Source organism: Faecalibacterium tardum (genome assembly GCF_040096515.1).
Lineage (GTDB): Bacteria > Bacillota > Clostridia > Oscillospirales > Ruminococcaceae > Faecalibacterium > Faecalibacterium tardum.
In genome coordinates, this window is sequence record NZ_JBBMEO010000020.1 from 16,808 (window position 1) to 42,724 (window position 25,917).

Genomic DNA, 25,917 nt, shown 5'->3' on the forward strand with positions numbered 1-25,917 from the left:
CTCGCTTATCGGTTTGCAGCCAGCAGGCTGTTTGCCCCTGCTGCACCGAAATATACTTTACTTTCCACCGGGCACACCGCCGCGCAGCTGTCCTGTGCAAGGCCGGTAAAGGTCTGCTCCCAAGCCCCGGTGGCAAGGCTCACTGCTTCGGCGCAGGGTGCGTCTGCCGTGCACCGGAACAGCCGCTCCTGCGTATTCTGCCCCGCCCGCAGGGCGATGCCCCGCAGCAGGGTGCTGTCCGCGTTCTTTTCCAGCCAGCTGCTGCGCGCCCAGCGGTAGCTGATGTACAGCGTGCCGTCCGTGTCCGCAGCTAGCGCACCGGGATAGCCCGGCAGACCGGCAAAGGCGGCGATGCAGCCACGTCCCCCGGCGGTCAGTTCCCGGGCGTCGGCATCCACTGCCCAGATGCAGCGGCTGCCAAGGTCGGAGACATACAGGGTGCTGCCGTCCGGGCTGAGCGCCAGACCCGCAGCGCCTGCTACCCCGCCCAGCACCTTTTCCACCGTGCGGGCGGCGGGGTCGTATACATACACGCAGCCGGTAGCAGTGTGCGCCAGCAGCTCGGTGCGCAGGGCGCTTTCCAGCCCGTTCTCTGCGCCTGCCGCCGCAGCCACCGCAAAGTATACCTTGCCCGCCGGGCTTACCTCCACGGCAGATACCGCCCCCAGCGGCGCACCGTCCAGCTGGGTGACCACCTGCTCCACCGCTGCGCCCCAGCTGTCGTGCTTGGCGCGGCACAAGGTTCCCCCGGCGGTGGTCAGCTGGGTCAGCCACACATCCCCGGCGGCATCAAAGGCAAAGCCGGTCAGCTCGCCCTCCACGCTCAGGATGGCGGCAGCGTGCCCGCCATCGGTGCGCACAAGGTCGCTGGTGCGCTTTTTCAGGGCAGCACCGTTCCATGCGGCGGCATACAAAAGGCCGTCCTTGGCGCGGATGCAGTCCACGCCCTGATACTCCCCCAGCTCCAGCCGGGTCTTACGGTCGGTGGAAACTGCCGTCTGCATCGCGCCCGTCTCCTGCCGGAGGTCGGGTGCTTTATAAGCCTGCGGCGGGGTGTCGATGGGACGGAAACCCAGCGCATACACCAGCACCAGCAGGATGCCCACCCCGAACACCGTGCTGGCGGTGCGGAACCGCTTGAGCATGGCATCCCGCTCGATAGCCATCTGGGCGGCATACTCTGCCCGGCGGCGCGCCGCCATGGCGTTGGCGCGGTTGGCACGCCGCATCCACCGGTCCACGAACAACGCCACCCGCGGCCCTACCGTGAGGGACGCAATGGCCAGTATGAGCAAAAATTCGATCAGTCCGATTCGCATAAGCGCTTATCCTTATCTCTGAAAAACCTGCGGACAGCGCACTGTCCTTTATCGCTAAAGTATAGCATTCCTGCGCAAAAAGGGCAAGCGGGGACAAAAAGAACTGCTGCACAGCATCGTGCGGCAGCTCCGGTTTTCAGGTCCTCTTTCTCAGCCGTCCCTCGATCCGACCGCGCAGAGGGCAGTACCATGTATAATAGTGCTTCTTCAGCAGCCGCTGCAAAATGCGGCTGACCGCGCTGGGCTTCGGCTTCCAGCTTTCGGCATAGCGGTGGATGGAGTAGGTCTTGGGCGTTACCCGAAGCTTCCGGCTGCAAAGATCCATCGGGCAGAAATACTCTGCCGGAAAGATTTCCATTTCCTCGATGCTCTGCCTTGTTCCGTCCTTGCGCACGCCCAGTGCCTGCAACACCCTTGTGTTCCGCTCCGGGCAGGGCGTCAGGTCCGCGCTGCCGTCCGCCTTTAAAAAATCCAGTGCATCGTAATCCCGCAGCAGCGCCTGCACCACCGGGTTGCCCTTGCGTGCCCCGAACCCCAGCCCGGTGGCTACCTCGTTATTGGTCTGAAAACCCATAAACCCGGGCATCTCCAGCAGCTCGTCCAGCGGGCGCACCAGCTCCACATCCGTGTCCAGATAAATGCCGCCGTACTCGTACACCACCGCCAACCGCGCATAGTCCGATACAAAGGCATATTTCTTTGCCTCGTAGGCCTGCTGCACATAGCGGTTTTTGCTGATATCAAAATTCTGCTCGTTCCATTCGATGATCTTGTAATCCGGGCAGTATTTCTCCCAGCTTTCCATACATTTCCGGTTCTCCGGGCTGATAGTCCCACCGCCGAACCAGCAGTAATGGAGGATCTTGGGGATGCTCATGAGCACTTCTCCTTTTTCTCTGCAAATTTCCTGATCGTTACGACCTTATTTTACAAAAGTCCGCATTTTCTTGTCAAGTTTCCCCAGCGTATTTTTCCGTGTCTCCCTGTAAAAAGATTGCCGCCCCGCCGCCCGGTGTGGTATACTGGGTGCAGACGGTTTTGTTTTTCCAAACCATTCACTTAAAATTCACAGCTTTTTCCAATTCTTGCATTAAAATAAAGTCGTATACTGAACTATGATAGGAGGAGTCCTGTTTTATGGCAAAGATCCTGATCGTTGACGATGAGCCCCGCATCCGGGAGCTGATCCACGAGCATCTGCAATATTCCGGTTACGTCTGCGAGGAAGCCGGGGACGGCTCTGCGGCGCTGGCACAGCTGTCCGGCGGCGGGTTTGATCTGGTGATCTTAGACCTGATGATGCCCTTTATGGACGGCATGACCTGCCTGCGGGAGATGCGCGCCCGCCACATCAACACCCCGGTCATCATCCTGACCGCCCGGGGCGAGGAATACGATAAGCTGGCCGGGCTGGAAAGCGGCGCAGACGACTATGTGGTAAAGCCCTTCTCCCCCCGGGAACTGGTGGCGCGGGTGCGCGCGGTGCTGAACCGCACCATGCCCCGCACCACCGAGGCCGCCGATACCATGACCTTTGGCGAGCTGACCATCGACACTGCCAGTCATACCGTACGGGTGTCCGGCGAGGAGGTGGCCCTGACCCCCAAGGAGTTTGACCTGCTGGTATTTCTGGCCTCCAATAAGGGCATTGCCCTGAGCCGGGAAAAGATTTTGCAGAAGGTGTGGAACTACGACTACTTCGGCGAGGACCGCACCGTGGACACCCATGTAAAGATGCTGCGCGGCCATTTGGGCAAATGCCGCAGCTATATTGCTACGGTATGGGGCATCGGCTATAAGTTCGACCCCGATGCCGCCCGTTGACTGAAGGAGCGTGCGGAGCATGCGGCAAACCACCAAAGCACGGCATACCCTTGGCATCCGCGGGCAGCTGATGTGGTTTTTGTGCTTCATCTGCCTGTTTCTGCTGGGGCTGTTCTGGCTGCTGTCCACCCAGCTGCTGGAGCCTTTGTACACCAAGCACATCGAGACCCAGCTCACCAATCAGGCTGACAGCATCGTGGAGCGGCTGGACGATGCTATTGCCGAGGGCAAGGTGCTGTCCAGCTGGTCCTTCGGGCAGCTGTCGGTCAACAGCGATTTTTTTGATAAACTCACGCTGGAACTGTACACCAAGGGCACCTTGAACAGCTTCTGCGTGGATATCTCGGACACTACCCTGCACACCATTTATAAGATCGAGAACCAGTCCTTCTGCAACCTGCACGGCACCTATCTTTCGGATTCTGCCAACAACGATAAGATCATTGCCACTGCCCTTGCCATGCGGCGCAAATGCCGCAGCATGGGCAGCTTTGTGCAGACGCTCAACCCGCCCCGGCTCTCCGGCTCGGCGCAGCTATTAGTAGGGCGCACCACGGCAGACGGCAGCTACACCGTGCTGGTGACCACCAGCCTTGTGCACGTTGCCGAGGCTGGCAAGGTGCTCAGCACCCTGCTGCCGCTGGCAGCGGCGCTGATCTTCGGCTTTGCCATGTCGGCGGCGTGGCTGTTCAGCGAGTGGTTCACAAAACCGCTGCGCCAGCTTTCCAGCGCCGCACGGCAGATGGCGCTGGGCAACTACGCCGTGCAGGTGGACAACCGCCGCAACGACGAGCTGGGCGACCTTGCCCGGGACTTCAACCACATGGCCGAGGAGGTGCAGCACGCGGTGCAGATGCAGCGCGATTTGCTGGCCAACGTCTCCCACGACCTGCGCACCCCGCTGACCCTTATCAAGGGCTACGCCGAGACGGTGCGCGACCTGACCGGTGACGACAAGGCCCACCGGGACGAGCAAATGAACATCATCGTGGACGAGGCCGACCGCCTGACCGCGCTGGTGTCCAGCGTGATGGAGCTGAGCAAAGTGACCAGCGGCACCTATAAGTGCGAGCGGGTGCACTTTGACATGGGGCAGCTGTGCGATGAAGTAAGCGAGCGCTACGACGCAGTCTGCGCCCAGAACGGCTGGCAATTGCAGCTGGAGCTGCCGGAAGAAGAGCTGCCAGTCTATGCCGACCCGGACATGATGCAGCGGGCGCTGCACAATCTGCTGGGCAACGCCATGCACCACATCGGCCAAGACGGCATTTTTATCCTGCGTGCCTTCCGCTGCACCGAGGGCGTGCGGGTAGAGGTGGAGGACCACGGCCCGGGCATTGCCGCCGCCGACCTGCCCTATATCTTTGACCGGTACTACCGCTCCCGCTCGGACGCCGGCAAGCAGGGCACCGGTCTGGGGCTTTCCATCACCAAGGCCATCTTCCAGCAGCACAGCTTCCGCTTCGGCGTACAAAGCACCGTAGGCAAGGGCACCACCTTCTGGTTCGTCATGAGCGATCTGCCCTATGTGGACGATTTTGAGGGCAAGTGAGCACCCCCTGTGATACAGAAAAAGCACCGGCAGTTTTCCAGATCTTCCAATCGGGAAACTGCCGGTGCTTTTATTATGTTCCGCTCTCTGCTGTATGGTAGATGCCAAAGGTGTTGTCCGGGGCGGGCATCTCCACCCGGGAGGCGCGGTCGTTCACCGCCCACATCATCGCGCCCATGGCACCCAGCACCACCAGAATGATGAGCCATTTTACTGCATTGGGTAATTTTTTCATTCCGTTATCCTTTCCGTAGTCTCTATGCGGCATTTCTGCCGGGCAGCGCGCAGCAGCGCGGCGGCTTCGGCAGCCGAAAGCGCCTGCACCCAGCCGGAGCGCTCCCCTGCGCCCGCACCGGTGCTGCCTGCCTCGGCAAAGCCGGCCAGCGCCGTGTCGGTGCGGTCGTTCCAGCCGGCAAAGCCCTCCGGCGCAATGTGCGCCCCAAGACGGCAGTCCAGCACCGCCGTTTTGCCGGTAGGCCGCCACGGTCTGCCCAGATACACGCTGCCCGCCGGGCAGTCCGAGACAAAATCGCAGTCCCAGAACACAAAGCCCAGCCCATCTGCCGCACCGGAGGGCGCGGTGACCCAGCTGTGCGCAAGACCGTTATTCACCGTGCGCAGGGTGCAGTACTCAAACAGGGCGTCCGCCCCGCCAAAGATAAAATCGATATCTCCGGCAATTTCACATTTGTGGTAATACTGCGCGCTTGCCCGGCGGGGTGCCAGCACCCGCGGGCCCAGAAAGCCGTCCTTCTCCCGCTCCTTCTCCGGCAGAGGGGCACAGAACAAGGTATCCTGATTGCCCAGCAGCCGCACGCGGCTGAACGCCGCCCGGGCACTGTCCACATAGGCAGCGATGGCCTGTCCCGCCTTTGCGCCGGGGCCTGCGTCATTCTCGATGGTCATATCCTCCACCCGCAGCTTTTCGCCGCTGAAAAAGGCGGTGTAGCTGCGGAAGGTGTGGGTGGGACGCCCGTCCGGGTGCGGCAGCTTGCCGCCATCGTTCCATACCAGCCGGGTGGCATCCATGCCCGCGCCCGCAAAGGTGATATCCTTCTTCTCACAAACCAGCTTTTCCCGGTAAATACCCGGCGCGATGCGGATGACCGCAGGGCAGTCGTAGGGCACCGCCAGCACCGCCTCGGAAATGGTGGTAAACTGTCCGCTGCCGTCGGGTGCAACGTTGATGGTAAGCATAAGCCGCCTCCTGCGCCCGGCACTGCCGGGCTGAAAAATATGCTTCCAGTATACCCCTCCTTCCCGCAAATTGCAACGGAAACTCTGCCGCCGTTACCCGCTCTTTTCCAGCCGAAGCACGGCGGCGGTGATATCATCCGGGCGGCCGGTCTTTTGTGCGCGGATGCGGGCGGTCTGCACCAGTGTTTCGGCCAGCTTTTCCGGCGCGTCTCCCGCCGCCGCCGAAAGCTCCACCTGCTTTGCCACCCAGCCCGCGCCGTCCACCAGTAAGCCGTCCGATACCAGCACTGCGTAATCCCCGGCGGTCAGGTGCACCACCCGGCTCTGCCCGTTCACCCCGCCCAGCACCCCCATGGGCAGGGTAGCTTCGCCCACAGCCCGCACCCGCCCGCCGTGCACCAGAAACCCCGGGGCAGCCCCGGCCTTGAACAGCCGCGCCGTGCCGGTGTATAAGTCCACGCTGATGAGGTCCAACGTTGCGCCGCTCTCGTCCTCACTTTTCAGCGCCAGCGCCACGTTCACCAGCCGCGCCGCCAGCTCGGCGGTAAAGCCCGCCTTGAGCAGCCGGGCGGTCAGCTCTGCCGCCAGATTGCCGTCCACCGCCGCCGGGCGTCCGGTGCCCATGCCGTCACATAAGATCATCTGCGCCGCCGTAGGGCTGCAAAACTGCTGCACTGCATCGCCGGAGACTTCGCCCCGGGCGGCAGCGCTTGCCGCCCCGAACACCGCCCGCAGCGCCGGTCTTTCGCTGAACAGCAGGGTGGTCATGCCCTTGCAGGAGAGCACCTGCGGCACCTCCAGCGTGCGGCGGCAGATATGCCCCACCTCCCCCGCCAGCGCCGCCAGCTCCTGCGGGGTGAACCGGGTGCGCGGCAGGGTGACGGCGGCATGGGTGCGGCCAAGGTCGTCCAGCGTGACGGCGCACTCCTGCGGCGGCGCCCCCAGCCCGGTGAAGAACTCCGCCACCCGGCTGGATTTATAAGGCTCGGGGTCGCCGGGGCGTCCCAGCTGCTCGCTGAGCACCCCAAGTGCTTCAGCTACGGCGCTGTACTGCTCGGTCAGGGCGGTGCGCATGGCTTCGGAATGGATGCGCGCTTCCTTGCGGCTGCGGTACAGCGCAAAGCTGCGCCCCGCCGCCGCGCACAGCGCCGCCGGGTGGATGCAGCGGGACAATTGCCCAGGCAATTGCGCTGTTTCCACGCTGCCATTCTGTTCCAGCAGCGGACGCAGCGCTTCCATGCCCGCCATGGTGGCGGTGTATTCCTGCTTCCAGCAGGTCTCCCGCCGTCCGCAGTTAAAACAAAGCGTATCATGTACATTGTCTATGACCCAGCGGAAACCCTCCCGCCGCCGGGGCAAACCCTCGTAGACTGCGTTCACTGTCTCCGCCAGCGAGGAAAGGCTCTGCGCCACGGCTTCCAGCCGGGTAGATGCCGCCGCACTGCGGGCGGGCGCGGGGGTGTTTTTCCCGCTCTGTGAGGGTTCCGCCACCGGAGCCAGCCAGCCGCCGGGCAGCAGGCAGACCACCGCCATGCCGCCGCAGGCGCTGAACAGCAGCCCAAAGGCATTTCCGGGCGGCTGCACGCAGAGTACCCCGGATACGCACCCGCCCGCGTAGGCAGCAAGCGTTTCCACCCGCCGTCCGGGTGCCAGCACCGCCGCCGCTGCCGTGGCACAGCCAAGCCCCGCTGCCGCCGGGGCAAGGGCGGGGTCTGCGGCGCAGAGGGCGGCGCCCAGCACCGCGCTGCCGCTCAGAGCGGCAAACTTCTGCGCCCGGCAGCAGAGTGCCAGCTCTGTGGCGGCACACGCCAATGTCCCGGGCGAAAACCACCCCCACCGCACACTGCCCAGCGCCGCCGCCACGGCTGCGCCCACCAGCAGCGTGCCCATGCCCGGGCGCTCCGGGGCAAATTTGCGCAGCCCGAAGCCGATTGCCGCCGCAAGCAGGGCGTCTGCCGCGCTGTACAACAAAAGGTCTGCCCCGCCGCTGCTGCCCAGCGCAAAGCACAGCGCCATGCCGGTCAGGGTGCCACAGCCCGCCAGCGCGGCGGGTACAAACTTTTGCGGCAGCAGCCAGCGGGCTGCCACGGCAGCGCCCAGCGCACACAGCTGACACAGGCTGCGCAGCGAAAGCGCCCCTAGTCCATGGAGCAGCAGCCCCAGCGCCGCCCCTGCCGCACAGGGGGCAAAGCAATCCTCTGCCAGCCCAAGGGTCAGCCCCAGCCCAAAGGGCATCAGCGCCCCGTACAACACCGCCCAGCCGCCTGCAAAGCCGATGCCCACCGCTGCCAGCCGCCGCGCCGCCGGGCGCAGCATCGCCCGTGCCGCCAAGGGCGAAGGCTGCAAGCACCGCCCGTCCGAAGATAAAACGCCCATCCGCTCTGTCATAAAAATCCCCCGCTTTCCGGCGGGGATTTTTGTTCTGTTCCCCGCACTGTCTGCATATACTGTAACGCGGGGCAGCGGCAGTTTTTGGCGCGGTGCATAGAACCGCCCCAAACCCGCCCAAAGACGCAAAAAAGCCCTGCGACCGTCATTTTGCCGCAGGGCTTTAGGGGTATTTTGTAAAACTTAACCGTTCAGCTTTGCAATGGCAGCCTGCACGCGCTGCAGGGTCTTTTCGCGGCCCATCATGCAGGCAAGGTCGGTGCCACCGCCGGGGGTACGCTGCTTGCCGGACAGGGCAATGCCCAGCGGGTAGAGCAGCCAGCCGTTCTTTTTGCCCAGCTCCTCGGCCTTTGCCTTGCAGACATCGAACACGGCATCGCGGTTTGCAAAATCCAGAGCCTCGTCGCTCAGCACCGGCAGCAGGGCTTCCAGCGCTTCCTTGGCCGTTTCCGGGGTGGTCTTTTGCTTTTTGTTGGCATACAGGCTCACGTCGTACTCCGGCATGGCGTCAAAGAAATCCAGCTGCTCGGGGATCTCGCCCAGCACCTCGCACCGGGGCTGCAGGTTTGCGCACAGCAGCTTTTTGTCGATGGCGCTGTGCACGGCGCTGTCGATCCACGGCTCGGCCTTTTTCTGGAACTCCTCGGGGCTGAGGCGGCGGATATACTCCGCATTGATGGCACGCAGCTTGAGGGGGTCGAAGATGGCGGGAGACTTGGAAATGCCCTCCGGGGACCAGATCTTGACCAGCTCCGGCAGGGAGAAGATTTCCTGCTCGGCGTACTCGCCGCGGGGGCTCCAGCCCAGCAGACAGATATAGTTCAGCACCGCCTCGGTCAGGTAGCCCTTTGCCACCAGATCCTGATAGCTGGCATCGCCGTTGCGCTTGGACAGCTTATTCTGTGCGTCCTTCATCACCGGCGGGCAGTGGATATAGGTGGGGATGTCCCAGCCAAAGGCCTGATACAGCAGGTTATACTTGGGGGTGGAGGACAGATATTCGCTGCCGCGGATGACGTGGGTAATGCCCATCAGGTGGTCGTCCACAACGTTAGCAAAGTTGTAGGTGGGCATCCCGTCGGTCTTGATGAGGATCTGGTCGTCCATCTCGCTGTTGTTCACCTCGATGTGGCCGTACACCACATCGTCAAAGCCGGTCACGCCCTCGCGGGGGATCTTCTGGCGGATGACGTAAGGCTCGCCTGCGGCAAGGCGCTTTTCCACTTCCTCCTTGGGCAGCTCGCGGCAGCAGCCGTCGTAGTGGGTCATCTCACCGGCAGCGCGCTGCTCGGCGTGCAGGGCTTCCAGACGCTCCTCGGTGCAGAAGCAGTAATAGGCCTTGCCCTCTGCCACCAGCTGCTCGGCATACTGCTTGAACATGCCCATGCGCTCGCTCTGCACATAGGGGCCCACGGGGCCGCCGATATCCGGGCCCTCGTCCCACAGAAGGCCGGTCTCTCGCAGGGTGTTGTAGATGACATCCACAGCGCCCTCCACATAGCGGCCCTGATCGGTATCCTCGATGCGCAGGATGAAGGTGCCATCCTCATGCTTGGCCATCAGGTAGGTGTACAGGGCAGTACGCAGGTTGCCAACGTGCATATAACCCGTGGGCGAGGGTGCAAAACGGGTGCGGACTTTATTGCTCGGCATAGAAAAACGCTCCTTTATTCTCATGCAAAAAATTTGCGGATAGCTATGTTTTATTGTACTTATTCTGCGCAGTTTTGTCAATGCGGGATAATATCATGCACCCATGCAAAAAGGGGCTGCTGCATCAAATGCTGTGCAGCAGCCCCTTTTTATAATATTATTCTCCGTCCTTCGGGTCATCCAGATGCTCGCGCCGTTTGCGTGTCAATGCGGCGCACAGCTGCAGCAATGCAAAGCACAGGATGCCGGTAAAAACACCGGCAAAAACAGCACCGATCCAGTATCCATAGGAAAAACCGCAGATCAGCGTAACCGCCACCGCAGCCACCAGAGAATACACGGCATTGGCCGGGGCCTTATCCGAAAGGTGGCGATCCCACAGACCATTGCGCAGACACGCGACAACCGTATAGATACAGCCGATCATGAATACGACCCACTCTCCGGCAGCCTTGTCCGCAGCCCCGAACACCGTCTGCACGATCCACGCCGCCAGAAGGCTGCCCCACAACAGCCAGAAGCCATGGCTTTCAATTTTGCGCATGGTCTGCTCCTGCATCTCGTCCAACCGGTTTTTCTTGCTGTATAGTGAAAATTTCATAGTTCATTCCTCCCAGAACAGTTCATCCAGTGTCTTATCCAGAATTTTACAGATACTGCGGCAAAGGTTGATGGTGGGGTTGTACTCCCCTTTTTCAATGGCGTTGATGGTCTGGCGCGAAACCCCTGCCGCCTCGGCAAGCGCTCCTTGCGTCATATCCTTTTCCGCACGGGCGGCCTTTAATTTCAGGTTCTTCGGCATTGATATGCTCCTTTTCTGCCGGGTCGGCATTTGTTTTATCCTCTGGACATATAGTAGCATTTACCATTCTAAATGTCAAGTATATATTACAAAAAGTTTTTATGAGCAGACAAAAAGCACCCCAGCTGTTTTCAGCCGGGGTGCTTTGCGGTTACGATTATTTCAGCACAACTTCGCCGTTTTCATCGGCATCCACCACAAGGGTGCCGCCGGATGCCAGCGTGCCGTCGATCAGGCGCTCGGCGGCGGGGTCCTCCACCGCCTTGCGGATGGTGCGGCGCAGATCGCGCGCGCCAAAGCGCCCGCCCTGACTCTTTTGCACCAGTGCCTTGAGCGCTGCCGGGGTGTAGCTGTAAGCGATGCCTTTGGCTTCCATGCCGGGCTTGTACTCGTCCAGCATCAGGGCGGCGATGCCCTGCAGGGTCTCCTCGGTCAGAGGCTTGAAGGCGATGACCTCGTCCACACGGCCAAGGAACTCCGGGCGCAGGAACTGTGCCAGCGCCTTGCGGGTCTTTTCCTCGCTGCGCTGGGCGTCGCTCTTGTTAAAGCCAAGGCTGCCCGCGCTCTGGTCGCTGCTGCCGGCGTTGGAGGTCATGCAGATGACCGTGTTGGAGAAATCCACCGTGCGTCCCTGCGCATCGTTGATCTTGCCCTCGTCCAGAATCTGCAGCAGGATGTTCATCACATCCGGGTGTGCCTTTTCGATCTCATCAAACAGCACCACGCTGTACGGGCGGCGGCGCACCTTCTCGGTCAGCTGACCGGCTTCCTCGTAGCCCACATAGCCCGGAGGAGAACCGATCATACGGGACACCGCGTATTTTTCCATGTACTCGCTCATGTCCAGACGGATGAGCGGGTCGGGGCCGTCAAACAGCTGTTCTGCCAGCTGCTTGACCAGCTCGGTCTTGCCCACGCCGGTGGGGCCCACAAAGATGAAGCTTGCAGGACGGCGGCGGCCGGAAAGGTCGGCGCGGCTGCGCTTGATGGCCTGCGCCACCAGATGCACGGCTTCGTCCTGACCGATGACCTTCTGCTTGAGCGCGTTTTCCAGCCCTGCCAGCTTGACGTACTCGGTCTCCCGAATTTTCACCGCCGGGATGCCCGTCCACAGCTCGATGACCTTGGCTACATCGTCCATGGTCACCTGAATTTCGCTGGCAGCGGCCTGCTTGGCGGGCAGCTCGGATTCCAGCTTGGCGATGCGGGTCTTGCGCTCGGCTACGCGCTCGTAGTCGATGGCTTCGTTCACATCCGCGCTCTCCATCTCGGCTTCTTCCTGCTTCAGGGCGTCCAGCTCCTTCTGCATCCCCAGATACTCGGAGATGACCGGGTGCGCCAGATTGCAGCAGGCGCAGGCTTCGTCCAGCAGGTCGATGGCCTTGTCCGGCAAAAAGCGGTCGGTGATGTACCGCTCGCTCAGGGTGACCACCGCCGAAAGCACCTCGGCGGGCACCTGCACATGATGGTGCTGCTCGTAGTAGCGCTTGATGCCGTTCATCACCGCAAGGGTGTCGGCTACGCTGGGCTCCTCCACCCGCACGGGCTGGAAACGGCGCTCCAGCGCCTGATCTTTTTCAATATACTTGCGGTACTCGGTAAAGGTGGTGGCACCGATGACCTGAATTTCTCCACGGGAAAGGGCGGGCTTTAAGATGTTGCCCGCGTTCATTGCACCCTCGCTCTCACCCGCAGAGGTGATGGTGTGGATCTCGTCAATGAACAGGATGACGTTGCCCGCAGCCTTTACCTCGCTCAGCAAGCCCTTGACCCGCTGCTCGAACTGGCCGCGGAACTGGGTGCCCGCCACAAGGCTGGTGAGGTCCAGCAGGAAGATTTCCTTATCCCGCAGACCGATGGGCACCTGACCCTTGGCAATGCGCTCGGCAATGCCCTCGGCGATGGCGGTCTTGCCCACACCGGCTTCACCGATAAGGCAGGGGTTATTCTTCTGGCGGCGGCTCAAGATCTGGATGGTGCGGTAGATCTCGCGGTCGCGCCCGATGATATCATCCAGCTTGCCCTCCCGCGCCTTGCGGGTCAGGTTTTCGCAGTAGGTATCCAAAAACTTGCGCTTGGGCGGCTTTTTGCCGTTTTTGCGATCGGCCTTTTTTTCGCCGTCCTGCTTCTCCGTGCCGGTAAAGCCCAGCGGGAAGGTGGCATTGCTGCCGGGCACAAGATCCTCGTCCATGTTCTCCGCATCGGCATCCTCGCCGCTGCCGGACATATTCATCAGCATGGAAAGAGGGTTGGAGTCGCCCAGCTCCTCCATCATGCTCTCCATGCGGTTTTCCATGTTATCCAGATCCTGCTCCGACATCCCGAATTGTTTCATCAGATCGTCCACGGGCTTGATGTGCAGTTCCCGGGCACAGTGCAGACAGTACCCTTCCTGCTTCATCTGACCATTCTCCATCCGCTGGATAAAGATGATCGCCGGACGCTTCTGGCATCGAATACAGACCATAGTTCCTCCTTGTCGCCCCTGTTACAAAAAGGGGTTGAACATATTAAACGCTTTATAGTAAAGACTGCTGTGCATTACAGTGTCGTTAAGCACATTCAGGTTGCCGCCGGTGATGACCACAAGGCCCCACACCACGCACAGCACGAGGTATAGGTCCAGCATTGCGGTCATGCCGCCGGTCAGCCAGCCCAGACCCCGGTTGACAGTGCCGATGACCGGGAGCTTATTCACCAGCCCCAGCACGGTGACCAGCATACTGACCAGCAGCCGCAGCACCGCGTAGAACACAAAGAACAGCACCAGCATGATCACCGGGGTGAGCAGCGGCTGCAATACTTTTTCCACGATGGTATCGGCAAGCACCACGGCATTATCTGCCAGCACAGCGTTGATGCTGCGCTCGCAGGCTGCCACGATGGAGGCGCGGAAGCTTTCGGGCAGAAAGCCCGCGTACTGCTGGGCAATGCCGGAAAGGTTCACCACGCCGTCTGCCGAAAGATGGGCGGCAATCTGGGTGCGGAAGCCCCCGGCCAGCAGATTTTCAAACACCCAGCCCGCGCAGGCGGCAGAAAGCTGCCGTGCGCCCAGCAGGCTGATGAGGTTGCCAAACAGCTGCACGATGGACGCCAGAAAGCCCTTGCGGGCATAGCGTGCCATCAGCACCAGCCAGACCACTGTACATAGGATATCAAAAAGAAATGACGGATTCTTGAACATACCTTGTTTTCCCTGTTATAAAGATTACTTTCCCCGCAAAAATACCGGTTTCCCCCTCGGTCACCGGGCGCTGGAAGCCGTTTGCTCCGGCGGAGCGATCTGCTGCACCGTGTTGCCGCACAGCACCAGCAGCTGCTTGCCCGCGATGAGTGCCTGCGGACGGACGGAAAGCGTCTGTCCCCACTGGTACACCCCGTCTGCGGTAAAGCATTCCACGCCGCTGTCGGTGAGCAGATAAAATTTTTCACCCCGGCGCAGGATCTGGTTTGCCGCAGGCACGTTGCCGCTGTACTGCACGTTCAGGTCCTTATCCAGCAGCACGGCGGTGCACACCTGCCCGTTTTCCAGCAGCAGGGCGGCGCTTGCGCCATCCTGCGAAACGCTGACAAGGCTGCCGCCGCCAAGGTCGAAGCGCCCCCGCTCGCCGCCGTCCGCACCGTACACCACGGCGCTGTCCTCATATACAGCCAGCACAGTGTCGTTGTTCAGCCAGCCCAGCCATTGGGGCACGCTGTCCCCGCTGCTCAGCTGCACCGGGTCGCCCTGCGCAAGGTTGAGCACAAAAAGATTCGCCTGTAATTGTCCCGCACTGGAGGTGACCGCCGCCACCGCCAGACGGCGGCTGTCGGCGGCAAAGGCCATCCGCACCGGGGTGCCCTGCGCGCCGGTCATATCCCAGTGCAGCTGTTCGCTCATGGTTGAGGTGTACACGGTCAGCCGGGCGGTGCTGTCGGCAGAATCGGTAGCCACTGCCAGCGTGCCGGTGTCCGACATGGCGCACAGATAGATGCTGTTTTCCAGCGTTTTGCTGTACAGGTTCTGGGTGCGGCTTTCCACCCGCAGCTCGTTGCCGGAGCGGTTGTACAGCACAAAGCGGGTCTTGCTCGCAGCCAGCGCCGGGCGGGCGTAACCGCTCTGGATGCCGGCAAGGCGGGTGCCGCCAAGGCTGTACACCACGCAGGCATCCTCGTCCATGGCCACAAAGCTGCCGGACATGGGCTGCACTGCCGTCAGCTCCCCAAGGCCGGTCTGCTGCGGCCAGCCCACCGCCGGGGAAAGGGCAATGTGCACCGTATCCACCAGATCCTTTACCCGGGCGATGGATGTACCCACCGCGCCGGTGGCAAACAGAGTGACCAGTATCAGCACCGCCAGAATGATGACCGTACGGCGCAGACGGCGGCGGCGCACCCGCTGGCGCGCTGCCTCCAGATATTCCACCCGTCCGGCAGAAAGCGGCTCTCCGTCCGGGCTGCTGCCGCCGCGATGAAGCTTTTTCATGGCTGCTCTTCCTTCCTTTCCGGGTAATCCACACACTTTAAAAATAAGCCCTTTGCGGGCAGGGTGGGGCCTGCCCGGCTGCGGTCCCGGCTTGCCAGAATGGCGGGGATGTCCGCCGCGCGCAGCCGCCCCGCGCCCACCTCGCACAAGGTACCCGCCAGAATGCGCACCATATTGTACAGGTAGCCGTCGGCGGTCACCTCAATGTCCACCTCGTCCCCACGCCGGGTGACATGGCAGTCCGTGATGGTGCGCACGGTATCCCCGTGGGCGGCAGCAGAACTGCCCGCCGCGCACAGCGCCAGAAAATCGTGGGTCCCCACGAACTGCTGCGCCGCCGCCTGCATGGCAGCTTCGTCCAGCCGCCGGGGCACCCGGGTGTAGTAGGCGGCATCAAAGGGCGAGTCGATGGGGTGGTTATGGATGCGGTACAGGTAGGTCTTGGTATGGGCGGCGTACCGGGCGTGGAAATCCTCCGGCACGGTCTGCGCCGCAAGCACCCGGATATCCGGCGGCAGATGCTGGTTGAGCGCCAGCGGCAGCTTCTGGGGCGGGATGCGGGTATCGGCATGGAAGTTCAGCCGGAAGCCCAGCGCGTGCACCCCGGCATCGGTGCGGCTGCAGCCCTTGATATCAGGCCGTGAGCCCAGCACCGCTTCCAGCGCATCCTGAAAGGTGGCCGCCACGCTGCGCCCGTTGGGCTGTACCTGAAAGCCGCAGTAATTTGTGCCATCGTAGGCAAGGGTAAGTAAAAAGTTCATAGTTCTGATTTAAAATGGCCTCCGCTTCGCTGCGGCCATATTCAGCGGAAAAACGTTTTTTATTTCGTGTCTGTCGCGGTCTGCGGACCGCGACAGACACACTTTCACCGGAGGGGCCGCAGCGGGAAGCGGCATTTTCTCTCATCAGAAAAGTTCCGTACCAAAAGCTCCCCCTTTCGGGGGAGCTGGCAAGGCCATCAGGCCTTGACTGAGAGGGTTCTCCTCTTTAATAATTCGGGAACACCAGCCGGGAGGCAAGGATGACGGCAAAGCAGGCGATGCACACCGCAAGGTCGATGTAGTCCTGCTTTTCGCAGCGCAGCACCTTCAGGCGGGTGCGGCCTGTGCCGCCGCGGTAGCAGCGGCACTCCATGGCCATAGCCAGCTCGTCCGCGCGGCGGAAGGCCGAGATGAACAGCGGGATGAGCACCGGCACCAGCGCCTTGACCCGGTCGGTCATCTTGCCGGTGTCCAGCTGTGCGCCGCGCGCCTTCTGCGCGTTCATGATCTTATCCGTCTCCTCGATGAGGGTGGGGATAAAGCGCAGCGCAATGCTCATCATCATCGCCAGCTCGTGCACCGGGAAGTGCAGCTTGCCCAAGGGCTTGAGCAGCTGCTCAATGGCATCGGTCAGCACGATGGGGCTGGTGGTGTAGGTAAGCAGACTGGTGCCCGCAATGAGCGCCATCACGCGCACCGCCATCAGCACCGCGTAGCGCACGCCCTCGGCGTAGATGTTCAAAAACCAGAAATGCACCAGCGGGTCGCCCTCGCCGGAAACAAAGAACAAGTTCAGCACCGCCGTGAACAGCACGATGGGCAGAATGGGCTTCAGGCTTTTGCCGATCATCTTGACCGGAATTTTTGCCACCTTGTACATGACCCCCAAAAAGAGGATGGACAAAGTAAGCCCTAGGGGGTTGGAGGCTGCAAACAGCAGCACGATATAGGCGACCGTCAGCACAAGCTTCAGTCTGGGGTCGAACCGGTGCACCAGACTGTTGCCCGGGAAGTGCTGACCGATGGTGATATCTCGCAGCATCAGACAGCACCCCCTTTCTGTGCAGCGCTGCGGGGCAGCACAAGGCTTTCCCCGGCATCGCGGCGGCGCTTTGCTTCCAGCAGGGTCTTGACCGCATAGGGGATGGTGTACACGTCCGCCGGGACGTCCACCCCCATCTCCCGCAGCTTGAGGAAAATTTTAGTCACCTGCGGCACCGACAGCCCCAGCTCCAGCAGCTCCGGGGCGCGGGCAAAGACCTTTTCCACCGTGTCATACATGGCAATTTTTTTGTTGCTCATCACCAGCACGCGGTTGGCGTACTTGGCAATATCCTCCATGCTGTGGGACACCAGCAGCACGGTAGTGCCGGTCTTTTTGTGGTACTCCTTCACCTCGGAAAGGATATCGTCCCGTCCCTCCGGGTCAAGGCCGGCGGCGGGCTCGTCCAGCACAAGGATGCGGGGCTTCATGGCCATCACACCCGCCACCGCCACCCGGCGCTTCTGACCGCCGGACAGCTCAAAGGGGCTGCGCTCCAAAAGCGCCGGGTCTAAGCCTACAAAGTCTGCGGCTTCGTGGACGCGGCGGTCTACCTCGGCTTCGTCCAAGCCCATGTTCTTGGGGCCAAAGGCGATGTCCTTGTAGCAGGTCTCCTCAAACAGCTGGTATTCCGGGTACTGGAACACAAGCCCGGTGAGGAAGCGGAAATCCCGGATCTTTTCCGGGTCTGCCCACAAATCGCGGCCGTCAATGTAAATTTTGCCGCTGGTGGGCTTGTTCAGGCCGTTCATGTGGGTGATAAGGGTGCTTTTGCCGGAGCCTGTCGCTCCGATGATGCCCACAAAATCGCCCTCTTCTACGGTAAAGCTCACGTCGTCCAGCGCGGTCACTGCGGTGGGCAGGCCGGGGTTATAGACGTAGCTCAGATGTTCTACCTTAATGATATCTGCCATTTCGTCCGCCCCCTTACTGCAGCAGTTCATACAGCGCCTGTGCGCAGGCACCGGTGTCGATGATGCCCTCCGGCATCGGGATACCGGCCTTCACCAGTTCGTCCCGCAGCTCAGCGGCCTGCGGCACGTCCAGATGCAGACTGCGCACCTTTTCGGTCTGGCTGAACACCTCTTTCGGGGTACCCTCCATCACCACATGACCCTTGCTCATCACCAGCACACGGTCGGCCTGTGCAGCTTCTTCCATATAGTGGGTGATGGACACCACCGTGATGCCCATGTTCCTGTTCAGGTAGTGGATGGTCTGCATCACCTGCTCGCGGCCGCGCGGGTCCAGCATGGCGGTGGCTTCGTCCAAAATCAGGCAGTCCGGGCGCATGGCAACCACACCGGCAATGGCCACCCGCTGCTTCTGACCGCCGGAAAGGTTGTGGGGTGCGCGCTCGCGGTATTCGTAGATGCCGGCCATCTTCATGGAATCGTCCACCCGGCGGCGCATCTCGTCCTGCGGCACGCCGAGGTTTTCCAGCGCAAAAGCCACGTCCTCTTCCACCACAGTCGCCACGATCTGGTTGTCCGGGTTTTGGAACACCATGCCCACGGTCTGGCGGATATCGTAGAGCTTGTCCTCGTCTGCGGTATCCATGCCCTCCACATACACCTTGCCGCTCTCGGGCAGCAAAATGGCGTTGAAGTGCTTGGCCAGCGTGGATTTGCCGCAGCCGTTTGCACCCAGCACCGCCACGAACTCCCCGCGCTTCACCTGCGCAGATACGCCGTCCAGCGCGTAGACCGGCTGCTCGGCATCGTAGCGGAACTTCAAATTTTCAGCAGTTAAAATCGTATCACTCATGCTTTGTTTCTCTTTCTGGTGGTGCGCCCCTCCGAAAGGGGCTGTACCCCATTCTTAGCATATATTTATCTCAGTCACGGCTGTCGCCGTGACTGAGATAATATTTTACTTTTATTCTTCCCAAATAGCGGTGGCGCCGCAGGGCACCACGCCGCCGGTGGCAGACACCGGCAGACCGATCTCGTCGCAGCTGGTTTTTCCGCCAAAGCGGGGCACCAGCGTGGTCTTGAGCATATATTCCATGACTGCCGGGGACAGGCCGGTGGTGTAGCTGTTGACCGCAAAGAACAGCGGGGTATCGCTGAGCACCTCTTCGCACTGGCTGATGAGGTCGTAGATGCAGTCCTCCAACTTCCAGATCTCGCCGCCGGGGCCGCGCCCGTAGCTGGGCGGGTCCATGATGATGCCGTCGTAGGTGTTGCCGCGGCGCTTTTCCCGCGCCACGAACTTGGCGCAGTCGTCCACCAGCCAGCGGATGGGCTTGTCGGTCAGGCCGCTTGCCACGGCGTTGTCCTTGCCCCATGCCACGATGCCCTTGGAGGCGTCCACATGGCAGACGGTAGCACCGGCAGCGGCGCAAGCCAGCGTAGCGCCGCCGGTGTAGCCAAACAGGTTCAGCACCTTCACCGGGCGGTTCGCGGCGCGGATCTTCTGCTGGTACCACGCCCAATTGACCGCCTGCTCCGGGAACACGCCGGTGTGCTTGAAGCCGGTGGGGCTGACGATGAGGGTGAGCTTATCCTCCCCCTCGCCGCAGCTGATCTTCCACTTTTCCGGCAGACGGCGGCGGTACTCCCACTCGCCGCCGCCCTGATTGGAGCGGTGGTAGATGGCATCTGCCTTTGCCCACAGGGGGCTTTGCTTGGGGGTCTTCCACACCACCTGCGGGTCGGGGCGGATGAGCAGGGTCTCTCCCCAGCGTTCCAGCCGGTTGCCGTCGGTGGCATCCAGCAGTTCATAGTCTTTCCAAGTATCTGCAGGGCGCATAGCGTCCTCCTTCCATTTACTGCTTCAAATAATCCTTTATATAAAAGTCAGAACAGGCTCTGCTGGCCGTTTTCCTCGGCGCTGCCGGTCTCCGGGGCTTTCATGCCCAGATGCTCGTAGGCAAGGCGGGTGGCACAGCGTCCGCGCGGGGTGCGGGTCAAAAAGCCCATCTGCATCAGATACGGCTCGCACAGATCCTCCAGCGTGACCGCCTCCTCGCCCAGCGCGGCGGCCAGCGTTTCCAGACCTACCGGGCCGCCGTTGTACATCTCAATGATGGCGCGCAGCAGACTGCGGTCCAGCTCGTCCAGACCCAGCGCGTCCACGTCCATCCGCTTCAGACCCAGCAGCGCAACGTCCCGATCGATGATGCCGTCACCCAGCACGGTGGCAAAGTCGCGGATGCGCTTCAAAAAGCGGTTGGCCACGCGGGGGGTGCCACGGCTGCACTTTGCCAGCTCGTAAGCGCCCTCCGGGGTGATGGGCTGATCCAGAATGCCCGCCGACCGCATGATGATGCGGGAAAGCTCGTCCGGGCTGTACAGTTCCAGCTTGAGCAGCACGCCAAAGCGGTCGCGCAGCGGGCCGGTGATCTGTCCGGCGCGGGTGGTAGCGCCCACCAGCGTGAAGCGGGGCAGGTTGATGCGGATGCTCTGGGCGCTGGGGCCTTTGCCGATCATGATATCCAGCGCGTAGTCCTCCAGCGCGGGATACAGCACCTCCTCCACCTGCCGGGACAGGCGGTGGATCTCGTCGATGAACAACACATCGCCCTCCTGCAGGTTGGTCAGCAGGGCGGCAAGGTCGCCGGGCTTTTCAATAGCCGGGCCGCTGGTGATGCGGATCTGCACCCCCATCTCGTTGGCAATGATGCCCGCCAGCGTAGTCTTGCCCAGACCCGGCGGGCCGTAGAGCAGAATGTGATCCACCGGCTCGCCCCGGCGCTTGGCGGCTTCCAGATAAATTTTAAGGTTCTGCTTGGCCTTTTCCTGCCCGATGTAGTCCTCCAGATGCTGCGGGCGGAGGTTATTTTCCTCACTGTCCGCCGGGGTCATGGCGGGCTGCATCATTTTTGCGCCGTACAGCGCGGTATCGTCCTGCATTGCTTACCTCCTGCCTGCCATGCTGCGCAAGGCCAGCTTGATGATCTCTTCCACCGGCAGCGTGGCATCGATCTTTGCGATGGCCAGTGCCGCCTCGCTCTGGCTGTAGCCCAGCGACACCAGCGCCGCAATAGCCTGTGCGCTGCTTTGGGTCGCGGGCGTATCGGCAGCAGAGCCGGCCACATCCTCCAGCGAGATGCCGTCCACAAAGCCCTTGGCCACCTTATCCTTCAGTTCCAGCACAATGCGCTGCGCCAGCTTCGGCCCCACGCCGGAGGCAGCCTTGAACGCCTTGTGGTCCCCCGCCGAGATGGCCAGCGCCACCCGCTGCGGCTCCATGACGCTGAGGATGGCCAGCCCCACCTTGGGGCCAACGCCGGACACGGCGGTCAGCATCTCAAAGCAGGCCTGCTGCTCCTCGGTAGCAAAGCCGTACAGGCTCACATCGTTCTCGGTCACGCTCATCACGGTGTACAGGGTGGTCTCCTGCCCCACACCGGGCAGTGCCCCCGCCACGCTGGCCGGGCACTGGGTATAATAGCCCACGCCGCCGCAGCTGAGCACCACGGCGTTCAGGCTTTTTTTCACGATTTTTCCAGTCAGACAGTAGATCATAGAATCCTCTCAGTCAAGACCCGCCGCTTTGCAGGCATAGAAATCAATTTTCCTCTAAAGGCTTCCCCCGGTCGGGGGAAGCTGTCACCGAAGGTGACTGATGAGGGCGCAGACAAACGGCTGCTTACAGGGAAATTACCCCTCATCCGGCGCTGCGCGCCACCTTCCCCCCAAGGGGTGAAGGCTTTTGCTCTGGGGCAATCTTCAAAAGTTGATTTCCGCGCCCCGCAGGGCGGCTGTGGTATGCGGTCAGATGGGGCCCGCCACCCGGCGGGTATAGCGGTTGAGCTGGTTGCCGTTGGTGTGGCAGAAGGTAATGGCCATAGCCAGCGCATCGGCGGTATCGTCCGGCTTTGGCACGGCGGGCAGATGCAGCAGCACCCGGGTCATCTCCTGCACCTGCTTTTTCACAGCTTTGCCGTAGCCGGTGACCGCCTGCTTGACCTGCATGGGGGTGTACTCGTAGATGGGCAGCCCCGCCTGCGCCGCCGCCAGCAGTATGACCCCGCGCGCCTCGGCTACGCCGATCACGGTGGTCTGGTTGTGCTGGTAGAACAGCTTTTCGATGGCCAGCACCTCGGGCTGCGTGCGCGCGATGACCTCCTTGATGCCGGTATACACCTCGTCCAGCCGCCGTTCAAACGGTACGCCCGCGTCCGTGCACACCGCGCCGAAATCCACCGGCGCAAAGCGGTTGCCCGCATACTCCACCACGCCCCAGCCCACGATGGCGTAACCGGGGTCGATGCCCAAAACTCTCATGCTGTGTTCCCTTTCCGACACTACTCCTATTATAGTTTTCTATTATAGCACAACGTCTGGTTGGGGGCAACAAGAAAGCTGTTGCCAGCCGCCCCAAAACCCGCGCTATACCGCACAGAAGCCGGGTTTCGGGGTGCTTTTTCAAAAAAGTTTTACAATTTTTGAAAAAAGGCCTTGCTTTTCGGCATCGGATATGGTATTATAATCTAGCTGATTTCGGCAAAACAGAATATGGACGGTTAGCTCAGCTGGTAGAGCATCTGCTTGACGTGCAGGAGGTCACAGGTTCGAGTCCTGTACCGTCCACCATACAGTTCGTACTCGAACCCGATTCTTTACGAGAAAGGGTTCGGGTACGTTTTTTGTTTATCGGAAGTTCTGCGGAAGGACTACACAGAGCGTTAAACGAGCAAAGGCAGGGTATCACTATGATAGTGGTATCCTGCCTTTTGCTTTGCGGAATCAAGTTCGCTTTGTGCGAACTTGGTCGTCCCCCTATATGGCGCGTTTGGGAGTAGTCGCTGCGTACGTGCGTACCGGGAGCCTGTACACCTCTGACAAGGTGTAACACACTAGACTTTGTTCCAAAGTCTGTGTGCCAAGGGGCATAGCCCCTTTGGAATCCCTGCGGAGCGTGTACGCACGTACGCAGGAAAATGGCAAAATTTCACTATATCGGGGGTGTTCTTTCATTGGAGAGTATGGTATACTCGGCTTAGCCCAGTAAATTGGAAGTTGTGAACTTAGAATTAGAGGTGTTGAAAATGAAAATAATAATTATATTTATTGATTTACTGATGGCAACTGTTCTCTTTTTTGTTGGAAGATTTTTTATCAAATCAAGGAATACAGAAAGAAGTGTGCTGTTTTTATCAGGAGATTATACTGGATTAAACACAGAGAAAATATGCAGAGTTACTGGAAAACGGATTAAGACATGGGCAATGCTCTTTTGTCTTGGCGGTATAATTGATTTTATCAAGCCGGGCGCAGGAATAATAATAGTTTCCGTTTTTTTTATTATCTTACTTGTATTTCATTTGGTTGATATGACTATAAATCGAGACAAGTACCGGGTATAAATTCCAGTTTGCCGCACTCGTCCCCGGCAAAAGACAACGCACAAAAACACACATAAAGGAGATGCTTCCCCATGGAATACAAACGTTTTGGCAATAAGATCATTGTACGCATCGACAAGGACGAGGAGATCCTTGAACAGGTCAAAGAGCTTGCCCTGAAGGAAAACATCCGCCTTGCCGCCGTGCAGGCGCTGGGTGCCACCAACAGCTTTACGGTGGGCGTATACGATGTAGCGGAAAAGCAATACTACGCCAACACCTTCAGCGGCAGCTTTGAGATCGTGTCCCTGACCGGCACCATCAACACCATGAACGGTGCGTTCTACACCCACCTGCACATGAGCGCCGGAAACGACAAGGGCGAAGTGTTCGGCGGGCATCTGAACCGGGCGGTGGTCAGCGCCACCTGTGAGATGGTGGTGGATGTTCTGGACGGCACGGTAGACCGCCAATACGACCCCATTACCGGGCTGAACCTGTTCAAGTTCTGAGCTTTGCCGTAAAACGAACTAAGGCCGCCGCGCGATGTCTGCGCAGCGGCCTTTTGCTTATAGTTCTTCCTGCCGGGTGTAGGGCTCCATGCCATGATCGGCGGGGTCGTAGGATTCCAGCACGGTGATGTAGTTTTCCTGAAAGTGGCACATCACGGTCTTTAAAATGCCGCTCAGCTGCCCTTTTACCGTGATGGTGGACAGAACAAAGTCTGCCACCAGCTGCACGGTATCCGGCTGCAATTCAAAGCACAGACCGACCGCCAGCATAGGGATGACGATCTGCTGCGCCTGCAGCGGCACCGCGCTGCCCAGCTTTTCCAGCACCGGGCGGCTCAGCGCCGAAGCCGCCTGTACGCTGCGCTCCACCTTTTCCTGTGGGAAACGCTGCATCAGCTCCATGCTGCGCAGCTGTGCCACCACGGCAGCATCGTCCCGTATGATGCCTTGGGTCACTTCTTCCTCCGTGCGGGTGGTCGCGCATTGCAGCATACAGCGCATGGCGTCCTCGTAGTCCTCGTAGTAGGTCTGACGGTCGCAGAACAGATCCAGCATGGAGCGTAGCACGGCATCGGTCTCCTCGGAGACAGCCAGCCGCTCGAAGTCTATCGGCGTGCCCTCCATCCGTGTGCTGCGGTCGTTCAGCGCCTCCAGCTCCTCCGGGATGACCGTGGAGGGCAGAAAGCGGTCGTTGCCGTTGCGGTAGAAGCGCCACTCTGCGGGCAGCACCCGGGGAATCACGTCGCCGCTGGAAACGATATTGAAGATGTTGCTGGTGCCCCAGTCCTTTTTCAGCCTGCCGTCTGCCGTGTGGTTGTTGTCAAAATCCTGTTGCAGGTCGGGGCAGTCTGCCGCCGTCAGAGCTGCCGGAGCGGCAAAGGTATAGACGTAGGTGTTTTTCTTTTCCAGCTGCGGCAGCACGGCGGGCAGACGCGCTGCCACAAGGTTGGTCACGCCGCCGCCCCGGCTGTACCCGCCCATCCAGAGCTTCAGGGTGCCCAGCGGCTGACGCTTTGCCGACGCCTGAACGTATCCGCGTATTTTTTCAACCAGCTGCCGCGCCGCCGTCACAAAGCCGGTGTGGGCGCTGCCGGGCCCTGCATGAAGGTTGCCGGACCACTCAGCTCCATAGCCGGAGCCGCGCAGGAACGCCCCGATGATAGTCACCTGTCTGCCGCCGCGCACCAGCGTTTTGCGGGCAACGGCACAGGCCACAGTGTCCGGGGTGTCGTTCAGGCTGTGGGTATAGTTGAACAGCTGCACCTCGGTAAAGCCCAGCTTTGCAAAGGCGTCCCGGATATGGTCGGCGCGGCCGACCTCGCCTTCCATCCAATAGCGCTGGTCGCTCTCCCATGTACAGTCGGCGGCCACCGCCATGCCCAAGGTGGCCAGCGCCAGTTGGTTGTCGTACTCTGTGGCAGGGTGGTCGAACAGGCTGTCGCTGTAATAGTAGTCGTGCCGCAGGTCGGCGCTGTTGCGGTCGCTGCGGTACCACAGGGTATAGTAGTCGTCTGGCACAGCCCGGCCGACCAGCGCCGTAGCCGCCCCGGCCTGCGGCAGCGCCGCAGCGGGAGCAAGTGCTCCCGCCGCAAGGGTCACCGCAAGACCCTTGCAAAAATCCCGTCGTTTCATGGTTTCATCCCCTCACATCCGCCTCTGCGGCCTGTACACCGCAGGCTTTTTTATAGTATAATCCTTTTTGCCGCCGGATGCAATTTTTACTTGCGGCGGCAGACGGGACGATTTAGGATACGCGCCGCTATCGGGTTGCGGCACCCAGCATCCGCATCGTGCCTTGAGCGGCACTTGCGTCTTGCTGGCCGCTGCCCCAACAACTCCTCCCTGTTTCCGCCGCTGGCGGCGGTCGTCGTCGTTGCACTCTGCGCATATTCAGCGGAAAGAATATTTTAAATTTCGCGTTTGTCGCGCTCTGCGGAGCGCTCCAAACGCATTTTCACGGGAGGGGTCGTAAAGGCAAACGGCATTTGCAGCGCCGCTTTCTGCGAAAGCGCGGCGCTGCGGGCGAGCGCTTGCTCCCCCGAGAGGGCCGACTTCCCCCGGCCGGGGGAAGATGTCACCGCAGGTGACAAAAAGGGGAATCTGTCGC

25 protein-coding genes and 1 tRNA gene are annotated in these 25,917 nt (G+C 60.9%); 5 read left to right on the forward strand and 21 right to left on the reverse strand.

The features are described 5' to 3' along the window. Positions 1 to 5: 5 nt before the first annotated feature. Entirely contained in the window at positions 6 to 1,319 is a 1,314-nt protein-coding gene (locus WMO44_RS10780; protein ID WP_349152590.1) for an SMP-30/gluconolactonase/LRE family protein, read from the reverse strand. Positions 1,320 to 1,455: 136 nt separating this feature from the next. After that, on the reverse strand, positions 1,456 to 2,196 hold the full coding sequence (locus tag WMO44_RS10785; protein WP_349152591.1) for a glycosyltransferase family 32 protein: 741 nt from the start codon (positions 2,194 to 2,196) through the stop codon (positions 1,456 to 1,458). A 260-nt stretch (positions 2,197 to 2,456) separates the two neighbouring features. Here WMO44_RS10785 and WMO44_RS10790 point away from each other — a divergent pair, with 260 nt between their 5' ends. Further along, complete coding sequence (locus WMO44_RS10790; protein ID WP_349152592.1) at positions 2,457 to 3,143, forward strand: response regulator transcription factor; 687 nt, start codon at positions 2,457 to 2,459, stop codon at positions 3,141 to 3,143. Between the two features lie 19 nt (positions 3,144 to 3,162). Then, complete coding sequence (locus WMO44_RS10795) at positions 3,163 to 4,695, forward strand: sensor histidine kinase (RefSeq protein WP_349152594.1); 1,533 nt, start codon at positions 3,163 to 3,165, stop codon at positions 4,693 to 4,695. 73 nt (positions 4,696 to 4,768) lie between these two features. Here WMO44_RS10795 and WMO44_RS10800 read toward each other — a convergent pair whose 3' ends face one another. The 17 genes from WMO44_RS10800 to ruvC form a co-directional block, all read right to left on the reverse strand. Further along, positions 4,769 to 4,930: a hypothetical protein gene (locus tag WMO44_RS10800; RefSeq protein WP_005921947.1), complete on the reverse strand. Its 162-nt coding sequence runs from the start codon at positions 4,928 to 4,930 to the stop codon at positions 4,769 to 4,771. Then, positions 4,927 to 5,892: a pectinesterase family protein gene (locus tag WMO44_RS10805; protein ID WP_349152595.1), complete on the reverse strand. Its 966-nt coding sequence runs from the start codon at positions 5,890 to 5,892 to the stop codon at positions 4,927 to 4,929. The genes WMO44_RS10800 and WMO44_RS10805 overlap by 4 nt, the downstream gene beginning before the upstream one ends. A gap of 93 nt (positions 5,893 to 5,985) precedes the next feature. Continuing rightward, on the reverse strand, positions 5,986 to 8,280 hold the full coding sequence (locus WMO44_RS10810) for a SpoIIE family protein phosphatase (RefSeq protein WP_349152596.1): 2,295 nt from the start codon (positions 8,278 to 8,280) through the stop codon (positions 5,986 to 5,988). Positions 8,281 to 8,463: 183 nt separating this feature from the next. After that, positions 8,464 to 9,933: a glutamate--tRNA ligase gene (gene gltX, locus WMO44_RS10815; protein WP_349152597.1), complete on the reverse strand. Its 1,470-nt coding sequence runs from the start codon at positions 9,931 to 9,933 to the stop codon at positions 8,464 to 8,466. A gap of 157 nt (positions 9,934 to 10,090) precedes the next feature. Beyond that, positions 10,091 to 10,534, reverse strand: a complete 444-nt coding sequence (locus tag WMO44_RS10820; RefSeq protein ID WP_308564950.1) for a DUF6773 family protein — start codon at positions 10,532 to 10,534, stop codon at positions 10,091 to 10,093. Positions 10,535 to 10,537: 3 nt separating this feature from the next. Further along, a complete protein-coding gene (locus WMO44_RS10825; RefSeq protein ID WP_015537233.1) occupies positions 10,538 to 10,735 on the reverse strand; it encodes a helix-turn-helix transcriptional regulator in 198 nt (65 codons plus the stop codon). 157 nt (positions 10,736 to 10,892) lie between these two features. Next, positions 10,893 to 13,202 carry an ATP-dependent Clp protease ATP-binding subunit gene (locus tag WMO44_RS10830; RefSeq protein ID WP_349152598.1) on the reverse strand — a complete coding sequence of 770 codons (2,310 nt, stop codon included), beginning with the start codon at positions 13,200 to 13,202 and terminating at the stop codon, positions 10,893 to 10,895. Positions 13,203 to 13,223: 21 nt separating this feature from the next. Next, positions 13,224 to 13,919, reverse strand: a complete 696-nt coding sequence (locus tag WMO44_RS10835) for a hypothetical protein (protein WP_249251809.1) — start codon at positions 13,917 to 13,919, stop codon at positions 13,224 to 13,226. A 60-nt stretch (positions 13,920 to 13,979) separates the two neighbouring features. Beyond that, positions 13,980 to 15,200: a DUF5711 family protein gene (locus tag WMO44_RS10840; RefSeq protein WP_349152599.1), complete on the reverse strand. Its 1,221-nt coding sequence runs from the start codon at positions 15,198 to 15,200 to the stop codon at positions 13,980 to 13,982. Beyond that, positions 15,197 to 15,961, reverse strand: coding sequence for a tRNA pseudouridine(38-40) synthase TruA (truA, locus tag WMO44_RS10845; RefSeq protein ID WP_154252783.1), 765 nt, complete (start codon positions 15,959 to 15,961; stop codon positions 15,197 to 15,199). The genes WMO44_RS10840 and truA overlap by 4 nt, the downstream gene beginning before the upstream one ends. Positions 15,962 to 16,187: 226 nt before the next feature. Further along, entirely contained in the window at positions 16,188 to 17,003 is an 816-nt protein-coding gene (locus tag WMO44_RS10850; RefSeq protein ID WP_005921978.1) for an energy-coupling factor transporter transmembrane component T family protein, read from the reverse strand. Then, entirely contained in the window at positions 17,003 to 17,917 is a 915-nt protein-coding gene (locus WMO44_RS10855) for an energy-coupling factor transporter ATPase (protein WP_005921980.1), read from the reverse strand. The genes WMO44_RS10850 and WMO44_RS10855 overlap by 1 nt, the downstream gene beginning before the upstream one ends. A gap of 13 nt (positions 17,918 to 17,930) precedes the next feature. Continuing rightward, a complete protein-coding gene (locus tag WMO44_RS10860) occupies positions 17,931 to 18,770 on the reverse strand; it encodes an energy-coupling factor transporter ATPase (protein ID WP_112090966.1) in 840 nt (279 codons plus the stop codon). Positions 18,771 to 18,881: 111 nt separating this feature from the next. Beyond that, positions 18,882 to 19,757 (reverse strand): class I SAM-dependent methyltransferase, encoded by an 876-nt coding sequence (locus WMO44_RS10865; RefSeq protein ID WP_005921982.1) that lies wholly within the window; start codon positions 19,755 to 19,757, stop codon positions 18,882 to 18,884. Positions 19,758 to 19,804: 47 nt separating this feature from the next. Next, a complete protein-coding gene (gene ruvB, locus WMO44_RS10870) occupies positions 19,805 to 20,860 on the reverse strand; it encodes a Holliday junction branch migration DNA helicase RuvB (protein ID WP_055186645.1) in 1,056 nt (351 codons plus the stop codon). A gap of 3 nt (positions 20,861 to 20,863) precedes the next feature. Further along, on the reverse strand, positions 20,864 to 21,475 hold the full coding sequence (gene ruvA, locus WMO44_RS10875; RefSeq protein WP_055186644.1) for a Holliday junction branch migration protein RuvA: 612 nt from the start codon (positions 21,473 to 21,475) through the stop codon (positions 20,864 to 20,866). Positions 21,476 to 21,724: 249 nt separating this feature from the next. Further along, positions 21,725 to 22,237 (reverse strand): crossover junction endodeoxyribonuclease RuvC, encoded by a 513-nt coding sequence (gene ruvC / locus WMO44_RS10880; RefSeq protein ID WP_349152600.1) that lies wholly within the window; start codon positions 22,235 to 22,237, stop codon positions 21,725 to 21,727. Between the two features lie 233 nt (positions 22,238 to 22,470). Between ruvC and WMO44_RS10885 the strand changes: the two genes are divergently transcribed. The 3 genes from WMO44_RS10885 to WMO44_RS10895 all read left to right on the forward strand — a co-directional run bounded on the left by WMO44_RS10885 (position 22,471) and on the right by WMO44_RS10895 (position 23,810). Next, positions 22,471 to 22,546 (forward strand) — tRNA-Val (locus WMO44_RS10885). Between the two features lie 455 nt (positions 22,547 to 23,001). Further along, positions 23,002 to 23,319 (forward strand): hypothetical protein, encoded by a 318-nt coding sequence (locus WMO44_RS10890; RefSeq protein WP_055187611.1) that lies wholly within the window; start codon positions 23,002 to 23,004, stop codon positions 23,317 to 23,319. 71 nt (positions 23,320 to 23,390) lie between these two features. Continuing rightward, a complete protein-coding gene (locus WMO44_RS10895) occupies positions 23,391 to 23,810 on the forward strand; it encodes a PPC domain-containing DNA-binding protein (protein WP_349152601.1) in 420 nt (139 codons plus the stop codon). A gap of 57 nt (positions 23,811 to 23,867) precedes the next feature. Here WMO44_RS10895 and WMO44_RS10900 read toward each other — a convergent pair whose 3' ends face one another. Together WMO44_RS10900 and WMO44_RS10905 are read right to left on the reverse strand one after the other, a co-directional pair. Next, positions 23,868 to 25,442, reverse strand: coding sequence for a lipase family protein (locus WMO44_RS10900; protein ID WP_349152602.1), 1,575 nt, complete (start codon positions 25,440 to 25,442; stop codon positions 23,868 to 23,870). A gap of 275 nt (positions 25,443 to 25,717) precedes the next feature. Beyond that, positions 25,718 to 25,917, reverse strand: a 200-nt coding sequence (locus WMO44_RS10905; RefSeq protein WP_349152603.1) for a hypothetical protein, incomplete at its 5' end; no start/stop codon positions are given.